The 15634-nt window shown below is 66.1% G+C and carries 14 protein-coding genes; 4 read left to right on the forward strand and 10 right to left on the reverse strand.

From position 1 onward, the window contains the following. Positions 1-6 precede the first annotated feature (6 nt). Entirely contained in the window at positions 7-1605 is a 1599-nt protein-coding gene (locus tag PSR88_RS35785; RefSeq protein ID WP_016880259.1) for an AMP-binding protein, read from the reverse strand. A 220-nt stretch (positions 1606-1825) separates the two neighbouring features. Between PSR88_RS35785 and PSR88_RS35790 the strand changes: the two genes are divergently transcribed. Together PSR88_RS35790 and PSR88_RS35795 are read left to right on the forward strand one after the other, a co-directional pair. Continuing rightward, positions 1826-2617 carry a FadR/GntR family transcriptional regulator gene (locus tag PSR88_RS35790; protein ID WP_009480292.1) on the forward strand — a complete coding sequence of 264 codons (792 nt, stop codon included), beginning with the start codon at positions 1826-1828 and terminating at the stop codon, positions 2615-2617. A 139-nt stretch (positions 2618-2756) separates the two neighbouring features. Further along, positions 2757-4109 (forward strand): MFS transporter, encoded by a 1353-nt coding sequence (locus tag PSR88_RS35795; RefSeq protein WP_016880261.1) that lies wholly within the window; start codon positions 2757-2759, stop codon positions 4107-4109. A 372-nt stretch (positions 4110-4481) separates the two neighbouring features. Here PSR88_RS35795 and PSR88_RS35800 read toward each other — a convergent pair whose 3' ends face one another. From PSR88_RS35800 to PSR88_RS35810, 3 genes are read right to left on the reverse strand one after another with little or no spacing between them, the layout of a single operon-like run. Then, complete coding sequence (locus tag PSR88_RS35800; RefSeq protein WP_016880262.1) at positions 4482-5258, reverse strand: enoyl-CoA hydratase; 777 nt, start codon at positions 5256-5258, stop codon at positions 4482-4484. Beyond that, a complete protein-coding gene (locus PSR88_RS35805; RefSeq protein ID WP_342338868.1) occupies positions 5255-6334 on the reverse strand; it encodes an enoyl-CoA hydratase/isomerase family protein in 1080 nt (359 codons plus the stop codon). Before PSR88_RS35805 ends, PSR88_RS35800 begins: the two co-directional genes overlap by 4 nt. Beyond that, positions 6331-7479 carry an isobutyryl-CoA dehydrogenase gene (locus PSR88_RS35810; RefSeq protein WP_016880287.1) on the reverse strand — a complete coding sequence of 383 codons (1149 nt, stop codon included), beginning with the start codon at positions 7477-7479 and terminating at the stop codon, positions 6331-6333. The genes PSR88_RS35805 and PSR88_RS35810 overlap by 4 nt, the downstream gene beginning before the upstream one ends. A 205-nt stretch (positions 7480-7684) precedes the next feature. Here PSR88_RS35810 and PSR88_RS35815 point away from each other — a divergent pair, with 205 nt between their 5' ends. Both PSR88_RS35815 and PSR88_RS35820 read left to right on the forward strand, forming a co-directional pair. Next, on the forward strand, positions 7685-8203 hold the full coding sequence (locus PSR88_RS35815) for a MarR family winged helix-turn-helix transcriptional regulator (protein ID WP_009480342.1): 519 nt from the start codon (positions 7685-7687) through the stop codon (positions 8201-8203). Continuing rightward, entirely contained in the window at positions 8200-9111 is a 912-nt protein-coding gene (locus PSR88_RS35820; RefSeq protein ID WP_009480343.1) for a LysR family transcriptional regulator, read from the forward strand. The genes PSR88_RS35815 and PSR88_RS35820 overlap by 4 nt, the downstream gene beginning before the upstream one ends. 85 nt (positions 9112-9196) lie before the next feature. On the opposite strand, the gene PSR88_RS35825 is transcribed toward PSR88_RS35820, so the two are convergent. The 6 genes from PSR88_RS35825 to PSR88_RS35850 form a co-directional block, all read right to left on the reverse strand. Further along, on the reverse strand, positions 9197-10411 hold the full coding sequence (locus PSR88_RS35825; RefSeq protein ID WP_011598802.1) for a CaiB/BaiF CoA transferase family protein: 1215 nt from the start codon (positions 10409-10411) through the stop codon (positions 9197-9199). Positions 10412-10425: 14 nt separating this feature from the next. Further along, positions 10426-11928 carry an aldehyde dehydrogenase family protein gene (locus tag PSR88_RS35830; RefSeq protein WP_011598803.1) on the reverse strand — a complete coding sequence of 501 codons (1503 nt, stop codon included), beginning with the start codon at positions 11926-11928 and terminating at the stop codon, positions 10426-10428. A gap of 53 nt (positions 11929-11981) precedes the next feature. Further along, positions 11982-12551: an adenylate kinase gene (locus PSR88_RS35835; protein WP_009480346.1), complete on the reverse strand. Its 570-nt coding sequence runs from the start codon at positions 12549-12551 to the stop codon at positions 11982-11984. 71 nt (positions 12552-12622) lie between these two features. After that, entirely contained in the window at positions 12623-13669 is a 1047-nt protein-coding gene (mmsB, locus tag PSR88_RS35840) for a 3-hydroxyisobutyrate dehydrogenase (RefSeq protein ID WP_337464390.1), read from the reverse strand. A 37-nt stretch (positions 13670-13706) separates the two neighbouring features. Then, positions 13707-14276: a Rieske 2Fe-2S domain-containing protein gene (locus tag PSR88_RS35845; RefSeq protein WP_157180059.1), complete on the reverse strand. Its 570-nt coding sequence runs from the start codon at positions 14274-14276 to the stop codon at positions 13707-13709. A gap of 185 nt (positions 14277-14461) precedes the next feature. Beyond that, positions 14462-15634 (reverse strand): epoxide hydrolase family protein, encoded by a 1173-nt coding sequence (locus tag PSR88_RS35850; protein ID WP_016880289.1) that lies wholly within the window; start codon positions 15632-15634, stop codon positions 14462-14464.

Raw genomic sequence — 15634 nt, forward strand, 5'->3', positions numbered from 1 at the left:
TCGTCCTCACTTCTCATGCGCCGCATGAAGGCTGACGCCGACCATCTGCGGCAGGACGTGGGTGCGGTTACGGGTCCAGTCGCGGAGCGCGAACTTCTGGATCTTGCCGCTCGCGGTCTTGGGTAGTACGTCCACCACGAAGATGCTCTCGGGGATCTTCTGTTTGGCGACCTCGCGTCCGGTCAGGAACTCGTGGACGTCTTCGAGGGTGAGGTCCTGCGCGTCGTGGGTGACGACGAAGGCGCAGCCCCGTTCACCGGTCGTCGCATCTGGCCCCGCGACTACGGCGACCTCGCTGACAGCGGGGTGCTCACTGAGCAGGTTTTCCACCTGGTGAGTGCTGATCTTCTCGCCGGAGCGGTTGATGATGTCCTTGATTCGGCCCTCGATGTGGATTGCGCCGGTGTCGTCGAACCGCGCGAGGTCACCGGACCGGAAGAAGCCGTCGTCGGTGAACGCCGCGGCGTTGAGCGACGAGTCGAGGTATCCGAGGAAGGTGTCGGGGCCCCGCCACAGTACTTCGCCGACCCCGCCGGGCGCGACAGGGCGCCCGGCGGGGTCGACGATGATCACCTCGGTGGGCGCCAGGACTCGACCGTCGGTTCGGGTGCGTAATTGCGTTGTGTCCCAGCGATTGCCGGCTGTGACTGACGGTCCCTCCGTGGCGCCGTACATGCGGACGACGGTGCCGAGCCGATCGGTGGCCCGGCGGGTCAGTTCGTCCGGCATGTCAGCGCCGCCGCACACGATGTACCGGATCGACGGAGTGGGGCGACCCGCCGCGACGGCGGCGTCGAGCAATCCTTGCAGGAACGGTGTGGAGAAGATCATGAAGCTGGCTTCGTGGCAGGATATCTTGTCGAGCGCGGCGACTGGATCCCACTGATCGTGCAGCACGACGGGCGCTCCGAGCAGGAACGGCAGTGTCAAGGCACAGTTCACCCCGGTCACGTGCGTGACCGGCGACGGGTTGAAGATGACGTCGTTCTCGTTGAGTCCGAACAACTCGATCATCGAGAGGTTCTCGAATACGAGCGTGTTGTGGCTGTGCAGTGCGCCCTTCGGATCCGCGGTCGTCCCGGAGGTGTACAACAGCAGGCAGACCTGATCTGGATCCGGCTGGGGCAGTGCGGCAACCACCTTCGCGGCCTCTGCCGGGGCGCTGCCGAGCAGCTCCGTCCAGGTGGTCATCCGCTCGTCGGTGCCGCGCTCGCCACGGTCGCCGAGGATGACGACCTTCTTCAGGTGCGGCAAGTCGTCGAGCAGCTTGTCATACATCGCGGCGTAATCGAATCCTCGGTAGGTCGCGGGAATGAAGACGGCCGACGCCCGCGCCTGCCCGAGGATGAACCGCAGCTCGCGCCCTCGGTAGATCGGGACTATGGGGTTGGCGACGGCGCCTAGCTTCATGATCGCTTGGTAGACGATGACCGCTTCGGCCCGATTGGCGAGCTGGAACGAGACCACGTCGTCGGCGCCGATTCCGGCCGAATGCAGCGCAGCAGCGAGCGTGGTGGCGTTGCGGTCGACGTCGGCGAAGGTCAACCGTGTGTCGCCGTCGATCACGGCCACTGCATCGGGGAACTGCGAGGCGGCGCGCGTCAAGTAGTGCCCGATCGGTTGATCACGCCAGTGCCCTGACTCGCGGTAGGAATGGCCAAGGTCGGGCGTCGGTGGGCGCGTCGGCCACATCTTTACCTCCGGGAGAGCATCACGTTCGGATGTTGACTGGTGCCACGTGTTGACGGGTGTCACGCTAGCCACTTACCCTAAATATGTACAGAGTTTGTCGATTCTCTCTCGGAGCTGGGTAGGGTTTGTACGCATGGCGGCTACACATCGAACTGTCGACGAGCGCACCGGGAACGCACTGACGCCGGACGACGCCCATCGCGCACCGGGCAGAGCCCCGAAAATGTCCGAACGCATCGCGAACCAGATAGCGGACGAGATCCTCGGGGGCGGCATCGTGGCCGGTGACCGGCTGCCGACCGAGAAGGAGATGGTCGCCGAGTACGGCGTGGCGCGCACGACTGTGCGCGAAGCCCTCCGGCTGCTCGAGAGCCGAGGCCTGGTCACCATTCGGGCCGGTGTCGGCGGCGGCCCCGTCGCGTGCCGGCCTCAATTCGAATCACTGGGCAACACCATGAAACTGTTCCTGCAGCTCGAGGGTGCAAATCTCAGCGACGTCATCGACACCCGGCTGACCCTGGAACCGGTGGTCGCGCAACAGGCCACGCCTCGAATTACGGACGGCCAGCTGGACGAATTGCAGGCAGCGCTCGACAGCATGCGGACGCGGCCCGACGACTACGCCAACTTCATCGAGAAGAACGCGCTGTTCCACACCACCATCTACACCGCATCCGGAAACCCGGTGCTGCGCATCCTCATGGAAACGCTGCTGCTCCTGGTGCGGGACGCGGAACCCTCGCGGCACCCTGAGATCACCCGCACCGCCGCCGTCGAAGCGCAGCAACTGGTGCTCAATGCCATGCGCTCCCGAAATGCGTCCGCCGCAGGGGAGGCGATGGAGGCCTTCGTCCACGACACCGCGAAGTACTACCGTAAGCGCCTTGCGCACATCATCTCCGAGCCCGTGCACTGGCAGCTCTAGCGGACTGCTTCCATTAATATTCGGAAACATGTACAGATTTAGCGGATGCGCGGTTATGGTGTGGAAGCGCTCGCACGAGGTGACCCACTCCCACCTGCGGTAGGCGCACCTTCGGTCCACGCTTTCGCACAGAAATGAGATGTTCGTGGCGACCCACACGAATTCCACATCGCGCACCCTCGAGCAAACCAGACGCCGCGGCGTTCTCGCCGCGGCTGTCGGCACCATCGTCGAGTACTACGACCTCACCGTCTACGCATACCTGGCCGTGGTCGTCAGCCCACTGTTCTTCCCCGGCAACGACCCCACCGCCGCACTGCTCGCCAGTCTCGCCGTCTTCGCGTCGGCCTACCTCATGCGCCCCATCGGCGGCATCTTCTTCGGCCGCCTCGGGGACCGGCACGGACGCAAGCGCGCTCTGCTGGTGTCCGTGCTGCTGATGGGGGTCGGCAGCCTCCTCATGGCATGCCTGCCGACGTACGCGTCAGCGGGCATCGTCGCGCCGATCCTGCTCGTCCTCGCACGACTGGTGCAGGGTTTCTCCGCCGGCGGAGAACTCGGCGGAGCATTGACCTACGTCTACGAGACCGTCGGGGAAAAACGCAAGGGTCTGGGCGCCTCGTTCGTCGCACTCGGCAGCAACGGTGGTTTCGCGCTCGCCGCAATTGCGGTCGGGACCGTCTCAGCGCTCACCACCGAACCACAGATGACCAGCTGGGGCTGGCGAATCCCGTTCCTGCTCGGCGTCCCGCTGCTGCTGTTCTGCCTGTGGACCCGGACCCGCATCGAGGACACCGCACAGTTCGAGAACGCCGCGGCAAAGGACGACCTGGCGAAGTCACCGTTCACCGAACTCATCCGCACACACCCCAAGCAGGTTCTGCAGGTATTCGGGCTCGGCGTGGCACAGAATGCCACGGGCTACATGGTGCTCACCTACATCGGCATCCACCTGGTCCGCCAGGGCGGCTTCGATCGGACCGCGGTCACCTGGACGACCGCGCTCATCATCGTCCTCATCGCGCTGCTGATGCCGATCGCCGGTCTACTCGTCGACAGATTCGGCAGCGTCCCGGTCGCGGCAGCCGGACTGATCGGATCCGGCATCCTTGCTTACCCGGCCATGTCGCTGATGGGCGGCCACGGGCTCGTCGTCGCGGGCGTGGCATTCTTCCTCTTCGCGCTCGGCACCCCGCTCATCCAGGTCGCCACCGCACCACTGTTCCCATCGCTGTTCAACTCTCGCGTCAGGCTCACCGGCGTCGCCCTGGGCTTCAACCTGGCGACGATCGCGACCGGCGGAACGGCCGCATATATCGCCACCTGGCTGATCGACCGGACCGGCAGCGCCTTGTCGCCGGCATACTTTCTCGCCGGATCGTGCCTCATCGGGTTGCTGACCCTGTTCAGCATCCGAACCGCAACCTACGGCGGCGTCCGCCGCGAGTCCGCCTCCCACACGGAAACCGCTGCGCCGCAGAACGTCCGATAGTGATGGCCGGAGCCTGGGATATGCGCCGTTTCACGGCTACCGGTATCACCTTGGTTGGCGAACCAGTCTGTCGTCACTCAGGTGCATCTGCTGAAACTGTGGATTTGTCCGTCGGGAGTCACGGTAGCTGTCGGCAGTTGCGTGGTCACCACGCGTCGTCCCGTTCGTCCGGATCCGCCTCCAGCTCAGCGCCAACCGAAACCGGCGCAGGGGCAAGCGGACCCCCTCGCAACTGTGCAGAGATCGCGAGCACGAGGTCTGTCGGCAGGGGCGGCACGAGGCGGGGCAATTGTGGTCCTCCGACTCGGAGCTCGTGACGAATGGGTCGCCCCGCACCGGAGTCCGGTGCGGGGCGATTATCCACTGTGGCGCCTAGCGGTGTGTGAACGCAGGCGTGCGCTTCTCCACGAACGCGGCCATGCCTTCCTTCTGGTCCTCGGTGGCGAAGGTGGAGTGGAAGACCCGCCGTTCGAAGCGGATCCCTTCGGTGAGGGTGGTTTCGAATGCCCGGTTGACTGCTTCCTTCGCCATCATCGCGACGGGCAGTGACATCTCGGCGACAGTGGTTGCCGTCTGCAGTGCTTCGTCGAACAGGTCGGCGGCGGGGACGATCCGGGACACGAGTCCGGCGCGTTCGGCCTCCTCGGCGTCCATCGTGCGGCCGGTCAGGCACAGCTCCATCGCCTTCGCCTTACCGACGGCGCGGGTGAGGCGTTGTGAGCCGCCGATGCCGGGGATGACGCCGAGCTTGATCTCGGGCTGACCGAACTTGGCGGTGTCCGCGGCGAGAAGGACGTCGCACATCATTGCCAGCTCGCAGCCGCCGCCGAGGGCGTATCCCGCGACTGCGGCGATGATGGGTTTGCGTGCGGCGGCGATGCGGTCGCCGATGGAGAAGAAGTCGTCCAGGTAGACGTCCATGTACGACTTGGTTTGCATTTCTTTGATGTCGGCGCCGGCGGCGAAGGCGCGGTCGGAGCCGGTGACGAGGATGGCCCCGATGTCGCTGTCGGTGTCGAGTTCTTCGACGGCGGTGACGAGTTCGCGTAGAAGCTGGGTGTTCAACGCGTTGAGCGCTTTCGGGCGGTTGAGGGTGATGATTCCGACCCGACCTTTGCGGTCGAGGAGGATGGTGTCGTAGTCGGTCACTGGTCTTCTCCGGTTGTGGTGGGTGGGGTGAGCCCGAGTTCGAGGTCGCCGAGTGGGGCGAAGAACGCGTCGACCTGCGCTTCGTCGACCTCCTCGATGGTGGCGGGCGACCATTGCGGGTTGCGGTCCTTGTCCACGACCTGCGCGCGGATGCCCTCGACGAGGTCGGGTGAGCTCAGGCAGGCGACGGACACCCGGAATTCGTCGTTGAGGACTTCCTCGAGGCTGCCGGCCCGCCGGGCGCGGCGCAGCGATGTCAGGGTGACCGCGCACGCGGTCGGCGACTTCGCGCGCACCTGCTCGGCCGCCTTCCGAGCCTCGGGGACCCCGCTGGCCTGCAGCCGCGCGACGATGTCGGCGACACTGTTCGCCGAGTACGCGGCGTCGATCCAACCCCGCTGCGCCAGCAGTTCCGAGGCGGGAGCCGGTTCGGTGAACTGTGCGAGCGCCTCCTGAACCGGCGTGGTCGACAGTGCGTCGAGGAACCGCTCGATCTTCCCGGACGGGATGAAGTGGTCGGCGAACCCGCAGGCGATCGCGTCGCCGGCACCGAGCCGGGCGGTGGTCAGGGCGATGTGGGTGCCCAGCTCACCCGGGGTGCGGGCGAGCAGGTAGGTGCCCCCGACATCGGGGACGAAACCGATCCCGGTCTCGGGCATGCCGATCATCGACCGCTCGGTGACGATCCGCACGCTGCCGTGCGCCGACACCCCGACGCCGCCGCCCATCACGATGCCGTCCATGATCGCCACATACGGCTTGCCGTAGTTCGCGATGGCCGCGTTGAGGAGGTACTCCTCGCGCCAGAACTCCCGCGAACCGGTGCCCCCGTCCTTCGCGTCGTGGTAGATCGAGACGATGTCGCCGCCGGCGCACAGGCCACGCTCACCGGCACCGGTGATCACCACCGCCCGCACCGCGTCGTCGCCGGACCACTCGGCCAACGCCGTCGCGATCTGCCGCACCATCGCATGATTGAGGGCGTTGATCGCCCGGGGCCGATTGAGCACGATCCGGCCCAGCCCGCCGCTCGTGGTGATCAGAACTTCCGGTTCCGTGGGTACCGCGTCGGTCATACCGCTCCTCTGTTTCCGATGACGCTGCGGGCGATGACCACCCGCATGATCTCGTTGCTGCCCTCGAGGATCTGGTGGACCCGCAGGTCGCGGACGATCTTCTCGATTCCGTACTCCGCAAGATAGCCGTAACCCCCGTGCAGCTGCAGCGCCCGGTTGGCCACCTCGAAACCGGTGTCGGTGGCGAAGCGCTTCGCCATCGCACACAGCTCGACGACGTCGGGAGCGCCGTCCTCGAGCGCGGCCGCCGCCCGCCACAGCAGGGTGCGGGCCGCCTCCAGTTCGGTGCGCATGTCGGCGAGCTGGAACTGCAGGGCCTGCGAGTCGAGCAACGGCGCACCGAACGCCTTCCGGTCCGCCAGGTAGGCGACGGCCCGCTCCAGCGCGGTCTGCGCGCCGCCCACCGAACACGCCGCGATGTTGAGCCGGCCCCCGTTCAGGCCCGCCATCGCGATCCGGAACCCGCCGCCCTCGGAACCGAGCAGGTTGCCCGCCGGCACCCGCACGTCCTCGAAGATCACCTGACGGGTGGGCTGGGCGTTCCAGCCCATCTTCACCTCGTTCGGCCCGAAGGACAGACCCGGCGAACCCTTCGGGACGATGAACGCCGAAATCCCGCGGGGCCCGCCCTCCCCGGTGCGGGCCATCACCACATACACCTCCGAGGTGCCGGCACCGGAGATGAACTGCTTGACCCCGTTGAGGACGTAGTCGTCGCCGTCGCGGACCGCCCGGGTGCTCAGCGCCGCCGCATCCGAACCGGCACCCGGCTCGGTCAGGCAGTAACTGCCGAGCTGATCCATCGAACACAGCCCCGGCACCCACGCGCGGCGCTGCTCGTCGGTGCCGAACCGGTCGATCATCCACGTCACCATGTTGTGGATCGAGATGTAGGCGGCGATCGACGGGCACCCCTTCGCGAGCTGCTCGAAGATCCGGGCCGCGTCGACACGAGTGAGCTCGGATCCCCCCACATCCTCGCGGATGTAGATCCCACCCATCCCCAACGACGCCGCCTTACGCAGGACATCCACGGGGAAATGCTTGGCCTGATCCCATTCCACGGCGTGAGGCGCGAGATGCTCGGCCGCGAAGTCGCGGGCAGTGTCGCTGATCGCCCGCTCGTCATCAGTCAAGGTGAACATATGAATCGACCCTTTCAGATCGGGGAAGTTGGAAGTACTATAGTTGGACATCCAGGTAAATTGCCAGTGGGTGTGACCCACTCCGAAATCAGAAACCCTTCGACACGGGAAGTGCCGTCACGGTCCCGTGTCGAATACGGGTTTCGCGAAATACCCACTCGGGGCGTTCATTCGATGCCCATTCCGGACAACTAGGAGGCTTCAGGTGGCCACTGCGCAACCACCCCACTCGGCGCCGGCTGCCGACTCCGTGGCGCCGTATGCATCGCTGATCGCCGCCGTACTGCAAACCCAGAAGCTGATCGGCCATCAACTCAACTCCACGTTGCGTCCACTCGGGCTGTCCTTCGCCCGGTACGAGGTCTTGGCCATGATGGTCGCCGCGAACGCCCCGCTGCCCATGGTGCGGATCGTCCGCGCCCTGGACAGGCATCCCACCACCATCGGAACGCTGATCGAAGGACTCGAAGGTTCCGGGTTGGCCGTACGGACGATCAATCGTGCCGATCGCCGCTCGACCCTCGTCACGATCACCGACAAGGGTCGCGAGGTGGCTATCTCGGCGACCCGGGCCCTCGACGCCCTCGCCCTCGTGGACCCGCAGGTAATGCGCCGTCTCCACGACGATCTGCACCAGCTCCTCTCCGCGACCCGACGTGCATCGACCGCCGCACCGGGCGGAGACCACCCCGCGGTGGCCGACCTGCCGGGAGGCACACCGTGATCGACGTCCGCAACATCCGCTCGGATGACCTTCGGTACTTGCTCGCCGTGGCGCGAACCGGTCGCCGCCGATCCGCGGCGCTGGACCTGGGCGTCGACCACACCACTGTCTCGCGGCGTGTGCGTGCGCTCGAGAAGGCCCTGGGTGTCCGTCTGCTGCAGCGTAGTGCCGACGGATGGGAGCTGACCGATGTCGGCCGATCGATCGCGGAGAAGGCGCGACAGATCGAGGAAGCCGTTCAGGAAGCCGCTGACGTGGTCCTCGGTATCAGTGAGAATCCACTCCGGGGGACCATCCGGATCACCGCTCCGGACGGATTCGGATCGTTGTTCGTCGCTCCCGCACTGGCCAAGCTGCGAATGAGTCACCCGCACCTTGTCGTCGAGTTGATCACCGATACAAGGCAATTGAATCTCTACCAATCAGGGTTCGACCTCGCGGTCGCGGTGGGCACACCGATCACCAGTCGGCTGGTCTCCGAACGTGTGTGCCAGTACTCGCTCGGGTTGTACGGCAGCGAGGAGTACTTTCGCGCGCACGGCGAACCCGGCAGTCTGGACGAGCTGACAGCGCACCCGCTGGTCTTCTTCGTCGACTCCTTGCTGCAGGTCGGGGATCTCGACTTGAACCGGCACCTGCCCGGTGTCGCGGCAAAGTTCATGTCCACCAACATCTTCGCTCATGTCGCAGCCACGCGATCCGGCGGCGGCATCGGACTGCTGCCGGCGTTCATGGCGGACCAGCACGCCGACCTGCGCAGGATCTTGCCCGATGCCGTCGACGTCCGGCTCGCCTTCTCCCTGGCCGCGCGCCGCGAAAGCCTCACCAATCCGGCGGTCCAGGCAGTCCGGCAGGCGATTCAGGAAGAGGCACGCAGTCGGCGAGACGAACTGGTCCCCACCGTGTAGTTGCCGGGCGCACCCGGGGCGGCGCCGCAGGACGCAGACTCCTGCAACGCCGCTGACCGGTGCGCCAGTCGGACTCGCACCGACTTCATGCCTGCGCAGGCACCATCGCATCGAGCGGATCGGCGGCGTCGACCGAGTCGAGCCAGTCGAGAATCTGTTCGGTGTGCTGTCCGAGCACCGGCGGTGCAGCATGCGCGGACCGCACCAGCGACGCACCGTCGGCCGTTTCCATCCGCAAGGACGGACCCGGCAACTGCACCGGCCCCACCACTGGGTGCTCGACCTGCACCAGCAGCCCCTGGCTGCGGGTCTGCTCCCACTCGTAGACCTCGTCGATGGTGCGGATCGACCCCGCCGGAACACCCGCGGCCTCGAGCGCGGCGAGGACATCGACCCGCGTGCGGTCGGCGAAATCGGCCTCGATCGCGGCGATCAACGCCTCCCGCGCCGCGACCCGGTCCCGGTTGACCGCGAACCGCGGATCCTGAGCCGACAGACCGGCCACCGGGGCGAACTTTTCCCAGATCGCCTCGCTGCCGACCGCGATCTGAACGTATCCGTCGGCGCAGCGGAAGCTTCCGTACGGTGCGATTTGCGGGTGGTGATTGCCGGACCGCTGCGCGACCTGTCCACCGACCGTCCACTTGGTGCCCTGGAAGGTGTGGGCGCTGATCGCCGCGGCCAACAGGGACGTCCGCACCACCATGCCCTTGCCCGTCTTCTCCCTCGACGCCAGTGCGGCCGACACCCCGGCGGTTCCGTGGACGCCGGCGAGGACGTCGGCGATCGGGATCCCGATCCGCGTCGGCTCCCCGTCGGGGTCTCCGGTCACCGACATCAGCCCGGCCTCACCCTGGGCGATCTGGTCGTAGCCGGCGCGGGATCCCTCCGGCCCGTCATGCCCGAAGCCGGTGATCGACAACGTGATCAGCCGCGGGTTGAGCTCCTCGAGCACGTCGGCGGGAAAGCCCAGCCGATCGAATGCGCCAGGCCGCAGGTTCTCGATGAGCACGTCCGCCCGCCGGATCAGCCGACGCAGCGCATCCTTGCCGTGCTCGGATTTGAGGTCGAGGACGATCGATTCCTTGTTCCGGTTCGCCGACATGAAGTACGACGACTGCGGGTCGTCGGCCGGCCCGACGAACGGCGGCCCCCAGGTGCGGGAGTCGTCGCCGGTGCCCGGGGCTTCGACCTTGATCACGCGGGCACCGAGGTCACCGAGCATCATCGCGGCGATGGGCCCCGCCAGCGCCCGCGAGAGGTCGAGCACGAGGATGTCGCCCAAGGGTCCGACAGTCATGGTGTGCTCCCTTCTCAGAGTGTGCGCAGGCGCACGTTGACCTGCTTGGTCTGGGTGAAACCGGCGATCATGCCCTCGAGCGACACTTCGCGGCCGAGGCCACTCTGCTTGTATCCGCCGTAGGACTGGCCGACCATCTGGCCTCCGCCCTGGTTGACCTGCACCCACCCGGTTTCGAGGGCGTGGGCGGTGGACAGTGCCAGATCGAGGTTACGTGTCCACACGTAGGCGGCCAGGCCGTAGTGCGAGTCGTTGGCCATCGCGATGACGTCGGAGTGGTCGTTCCACGGGATCGCGACGAGCGCGGGTCCGAAGATTTCCTCCCGGGACAGGCGCCAGGAGTTGTCGGCACCGGAGAATACAGTCGGTCCCATGTAGTAGCCGTCGGAGTTCGGAACCTTGGCGGGGGAGCCGTCGAGGACGGTGGCAACCTGGGTCGAACTCAGACCGTCGTCGAGGAATCCGCAGACGGAGGCGAACTGCGTCTCGTTGATGATGGCGCCCATGTCCGTGGACTCATCCAGCGGGTTCCCGACCTTCAGGTCGGCCAACGTGTTCACCAGCCGGTCGAGGACCTCGTCGTAGATGTCCTGGTGCAGGAACAACCGGGAACCGGCCGTGCAGCTCTGTCCCTGCCGGTGTACCCGGGTCGACAGCAGCAGTTGATTGATGAAGTCTTCGTCGATGTCCACGTCGGGGAAAACGATCGAGGGATTCTTGCCGCCGAGTTCGAGGGAGACATGTGCGAGACGGCCACCGGCCTCGCGGGCAACATGACGCCCCACCTCGGTCGAGCCGGTGAAGGAGATCTTGTCGACGTCGGGGTGCTGGACCAGCGCTTCGCCGGCGACCCTGCCGGATCCGGTGATGACGTTGAGGACACCGGCGGGCAGGAACTCGGCGCAGATCTCGGCAAGCAGCAACACGCTCAGCGGGGCCGCCTCGGCAGCCTTGACCACGACGGTGTTTCCCGCGACGAGGGCGGCAGGGATCTTGAATCCGGCGATCATCAGCGGGGAGTTCCAAGGCAGGATGCATCCGATGACGCCGAGCGGCTCCTGCCGTGAGTACTGGAGCTGATCGTCACCGGCGGGCAGAACCGTGCCCTTGATCTCGCCGGCGACACCGGCGAAGTACCGGAACAGGTTCGCCAGGGTGGCGACCTCGGGACGCGCCTGGGTGCGCAGCGCGTTGCCGGTATCGAGGGCGGTGAGACGGGCGAGTTCCTCGGCCCGCACGTCGATGGCATCGGCGATCTGGCTCAGGATCCGGCCTCGCGCCGTGAAGTGCTGAGACCGCCACCGAGGGAAGGCCTTCTGCGCCGCTCGCACCGCGCGATCGACGTCCTCGGTGCTCGAGGAAGGGACACGGCCGATCACGTGCTCACGCAGAATCGGGGTGGTCACCTCACTCCACTGACCGGAACTGGCGTCCACCCAGGCCCCGTCGACGAACATGGGGTAGTCGCGGGCCTCGGGAATGTGGAGCTCAGCGAGTGAGGTTTGTGTGGAGGTCATGTCGGAATCTCCTTGATATACGGATGGCTCTGCTGGGGTGCAGGGAACAGCGTTCAGGTGGACGGAGCGACGCTTCCGCGCTCGGACAGCGCGCCGTTCGCGTGGGCGTAGACCTCGTCGACCTCACCTTCCGCATCGACGGACAGAAGAAACGGCGAGTAGTAGTCGAGCAGCGGTCGGGTCTCGTCGTGATAGACCCGCAGACGTCGACGAATGACGTCCTCGGTGTCGTCGGCGCGGCCACGGGCCAGCATCCGTTCGACGACTGCATCGTCCGCTATCGAGAAATCCAGGACGGCATCGATCTGGCTCAGTTGCCGGCCGAGGAGCTCATCGAGCGCGGTCGCCTGAGCCACGGTGCGGGGGAAGCCGTCCAGAATGAATCCCGTGGCCGTGTCGGCGCCGGCGAGGCGCTCCGCCACCATCCCGATGGTGACCTCGTCCGGGACCAGTTCGCCGGCGTCGAGGAACGATTTCGCCGTCTGCCCGAGTTCCGTGCCCTGCGCGATATGGGAGCGGAACAGGTCACCAGTCGAGATGTGGGGGAGCTGCAGCGCCGACGAAAGCAACTGCGCCTGAGTGCCTTTACCGGCTCCCGGCGGCCCTGTCAGGATGATGCGCATAACGAATTCCTTTCACATCGAGCAGCCTCACACCCGGTGCCGCGGCACGGGGCGAGGTCTACGTGGGAGGGCTACGACTGATGTGCCTGTGCGTCGTATGCACCGGCGCGGATCGCCGTCACGATCGCCGAGAAATCACGACCCGGGCCGTCATGAGCGACGAACTGTTCGTAGAGTTCGGTGGCGCGCCGTCCGAGCGCCGTCTCGACACCGTTGTCCGCCGCGGCGGCCTGCGCGAGTCGAAGGTCCTTGAGCATCAACGCGCTCGCGAATCCGCCGGCGTAGTCGCGGTTGGCCGGGCTGGTGGGAACCGGTCCGGGAACCGGGCAGTTCGTGGTCAACGCCCAGCACTGACCGGACGCGGTCGACGAGACGTCGAACAGTGCCTGGTCGGTCAGGCCCAGCTTCGCACCCAGCGCGAAAGCCTCGCTGACTGCGATCATGGAGATTCCCAGGATCATGTTGTTGCAGATTTTCGCAGCCTGACCTGCTCCGGAGTCGCCGCATCGGACGATTCGGGCTCCCATGGCGTCCAGGAGCGAGCTCGCCTGGTCCACCGCGTCGGCCGGGCCACCGACCATGAACGTGAGGGTCCCGCCGTCGGCGGCCACGGTTCCCCCGGACACCGGGGCGTCCACCGCCCGATGCCCGGCGCCGACGGCCAGTTCAGCGGCTGCCCGCGCGTCGGCGACATCGATCGTCGAGCAGTCGAGAAAGAGGGTTCCCTGCGCTGCGGCCGGGACCAGGTCGGCATAGACGTCGAGTACGTGCTTACCGCTGGGCAGCATGGTGATGATCACGTCGGCACTCTCTGCTGCATCCACAAGAGATGCAGCAGAGCCTATTCCGCGTGATTCCGCCTTCTCCACCGCCGCCGGGGAGGGGTCGAATCCGACGACCGTGTGGCCGTTGCGCACCAGATTCGTGGCCATACCCAAGCCCATGTTTCCGAGGCCGAGGAAAGCGATCTTGCTCATCTGTACTCCTAGCGGGTGTGGTAACCGACGTTCCGCGCGCGGTCCGAGCCGTTGCCGGCAGGTGGCGTCGACTCGGACGAGCCCATGGGATAGACCCCGGGAATCTCTTCGCTTCGCGCAGAAGCTTCTGGCGGGGACGATCTCGAGTGTGCCCGGGTAGGGGAGGCCGGGGAATCACCTAACCTGCAATGGGGATGTGCAATATTGCATCACCGCGTGCTGACAGCAGACCTGTACCTCGATATCGAAGTGACGGGCGGAGCGCTGGGGAGGCGTCGTAGACGCGCAGTGACCGAGCCGCGTGGTGATCAGTCCGCACAGCTGTGGGCTGGTCCGAATTATCGATTGCCATCCGGACCAGCTCCACGCCTGACTCGGGGCGCACCCCGTGCAGGAACGCGTGCCGCACGTGGCCTGGACCGAGGGGATGTCGAGCAGAACCATGTCCGCGTCTCGGAGATCCGCGAGCCAGACCGTCTCCGACGCCGCCAGGCGGCCTTTTGCCGCCCTCGATCGACTCGCACTCTATCGATCTCGCGGCCACCACTCTCGGACGGCTGCGTCGGAAGCCCCTGATCCGCCAGATCGAGACACGCGGGTTCGTGGAGCGGAGCTCGCCGTCGAGTTCACAGACCCACGCGTGGTTGGGGCAGTGCTCCACCCTCTTGTTGGTGCACGAGTCCACTGTCAACAGCTCGTGCCCCCGGTGTCGGCACGCGTTTGTAGAAGGCGTGGAGCGTGCCGGCACCGTCGCGGGTCAGCAGGATGCCTTGGGTCCCGACCCGGACGTCGCGCTGGTCACGCAGACCCAAGCTGACTCCACTAGCCGCTTACGCGGTTCTTCGCAGTTAAGGGTGTTGGCGGGAGGCGTCGAGGTCGGGCAACGCCTCGAGCCGGATCAGGCGGTCATCGAATGCCCGCACCCAGCCGCGTTCACCGATTAGCGGCCAGCACCGCCGCGAGGCCCTCTTGTAGATCCTTGACGAAATACTCGGGAACCTCCAGCGACGGGAAATGTCCCCCGGTTTCGGGTGACCTCCATCGGACGATCTGTCGGTACCGCTCCTGTGCCCAGGGGCGCGGACACTTCTCGATGTCGCGGGGATACATAGTGATTGCCGACGGGACGTCGACCCGAAGTTCGGGGTCCAGCGAGTTGTGGCTTTCGTAGTAAATGCGGGCCGATGATGCGCCGGTCCGCGTCAGCCAGTACATGGTGACGTCGTCAAGAACGCGGTCTCTGGACAGCGTCTCGAACGGGCTGTCTTCGGTATCTGTCCACTCGGCGAACTTGTCAAGAATCCAGGCAAGAAGCCCGACCGGTGAGTCGACGAGCGAGTAGCCGATGGTCTGCGGTCGGGTCGCCTGCTGCTTCGCGTACGCCGCGCGGTGGCGCCAGAAATCGTGGGTTTCCTCGGTCCACTTGCGCTCGACCGCCGTCAGCCCGTCCGTTGTCAACCCGGGCGGTCCCTCCGCGAATGTTGTGTGGATGCCGAGAACGTGCGCCGGGAACCTGCCGCCGAGAACCGTGGTGATATTCCCTCCCCAGTCGCCGCCGTGGGCTGCGAACTTGCTGTAGCCGAGCCTTCCCATCAGTTCCACCCATGCGGCCGCGATCTTTTCGGTTCCCCACCCGGTGGTGGCCGGCTTGTCGCTGTATCCAAAGCCTGGTAGCGATGGAACCACGACGTGGAACGCCGGCGCGTCTGCATTTTTCGGATCTGCCAGCTCGTCTACCACATCGATGAACTCAGCAATGCTGCCCGGCCACCCGTGCGTCACGATCAGAGGAGTGGCATCTGCGCGCGCGGATCGGTGGTGCAGGAAGTGGATTCCCAGATCATCAATTGTCGTGCGGAACTGGCCGATACGGTTGAGGCGCTCTTCGAACGACCGCCAGTCGTACCCGGTGCGCCAGTAGTTCACGACATCGACGAGGTCGGCGAGAGGAACGCCCTGATCCCATCGGCACGGGTCGGGCGCGGCGCGATAGACCGTCTCGGCCTCCGGTAGCCGCGCCGCGGCTAATCGCGCGCGAAGATCGTCGAGGTCAGCGTCAGGTGCGTGGGCTTCAAATGCTTGCACGTCGCTGGTTGGACGGGGCAT

Source organism: Rhodococcus sp. DK176, assembly GCF_038447315.2.
Taxonomy (GTDB): domain Bacteria; phylum Actinomycetota; class Actinomycetes; order Mycobacteriales; family Mycobacteriaceae; genus Rhodococcus_F; species Rhodococcus_F jostii_A.

What these genes read in the sequence shown, in the direction of transcription:
- PSR88_RS35790 (WP_009480292.1), top strand. Translation starts at nt 1,826, where the DNA reads ATGGCGGCTACACATCGAACTGTCGACGAGCGCACCGGGAACGCACTG.
- PSR88_RS35795 (WP_016880261.1), top strand. Translation starts at nt 2,757, where the DNA reads ATGTTCGTGGCGACCCACACGAATTCCACATCGCGCACCCTCGAGCAA.
- PSR88_RS35805 (WP_342338868.1), bottom strand. Translation starts at nt 6,334, where the DNA reads ATGACCGACGCGGTACCCACGGAACCGGAAGTTCTGATCACCACGAGC.
- PSR88_RS35810 (WP_016880287.1), bottom strand. Translation starts at nt 7,479, where the DNA reads ATGTTCACCTTGACTGATGACGAGCGGGCGATCAGCGACACTGCCCGC.
- PSR88_RS35825 (WP_011598802.1), bottom strand. Translation starts at nt 10,411, where the DNA reads ATGACTGTCGGACCCTTGGGCGACATCCTCGTGCTCGACCTCTCGCGG.
- PSR88_RS35830 (WP_011598803.1), bottom strand. Translation starts at nt 11,928, where the DNA reads ATGACCTCCACACAAACCTCACTCGCTGAGCTCCACATTCCCGAGGCC.
- PSR88_RS35835 (WP_009480346.1), bottom strand. Translation starts at nt 12,551, where the DNA reads ATGCGCATCATCCTGACAGGGCCGCCGGGAGCCGGTAAAGGCACTCAG.
- PSR88_RS35850 (WP_016880289.1), bottom strand. Translation starts at nt 15,634, where the DNA reads ATGCCCCGTCCAACCAGCGACGTGCAAGCATTTGAAGCCCACGCACCT.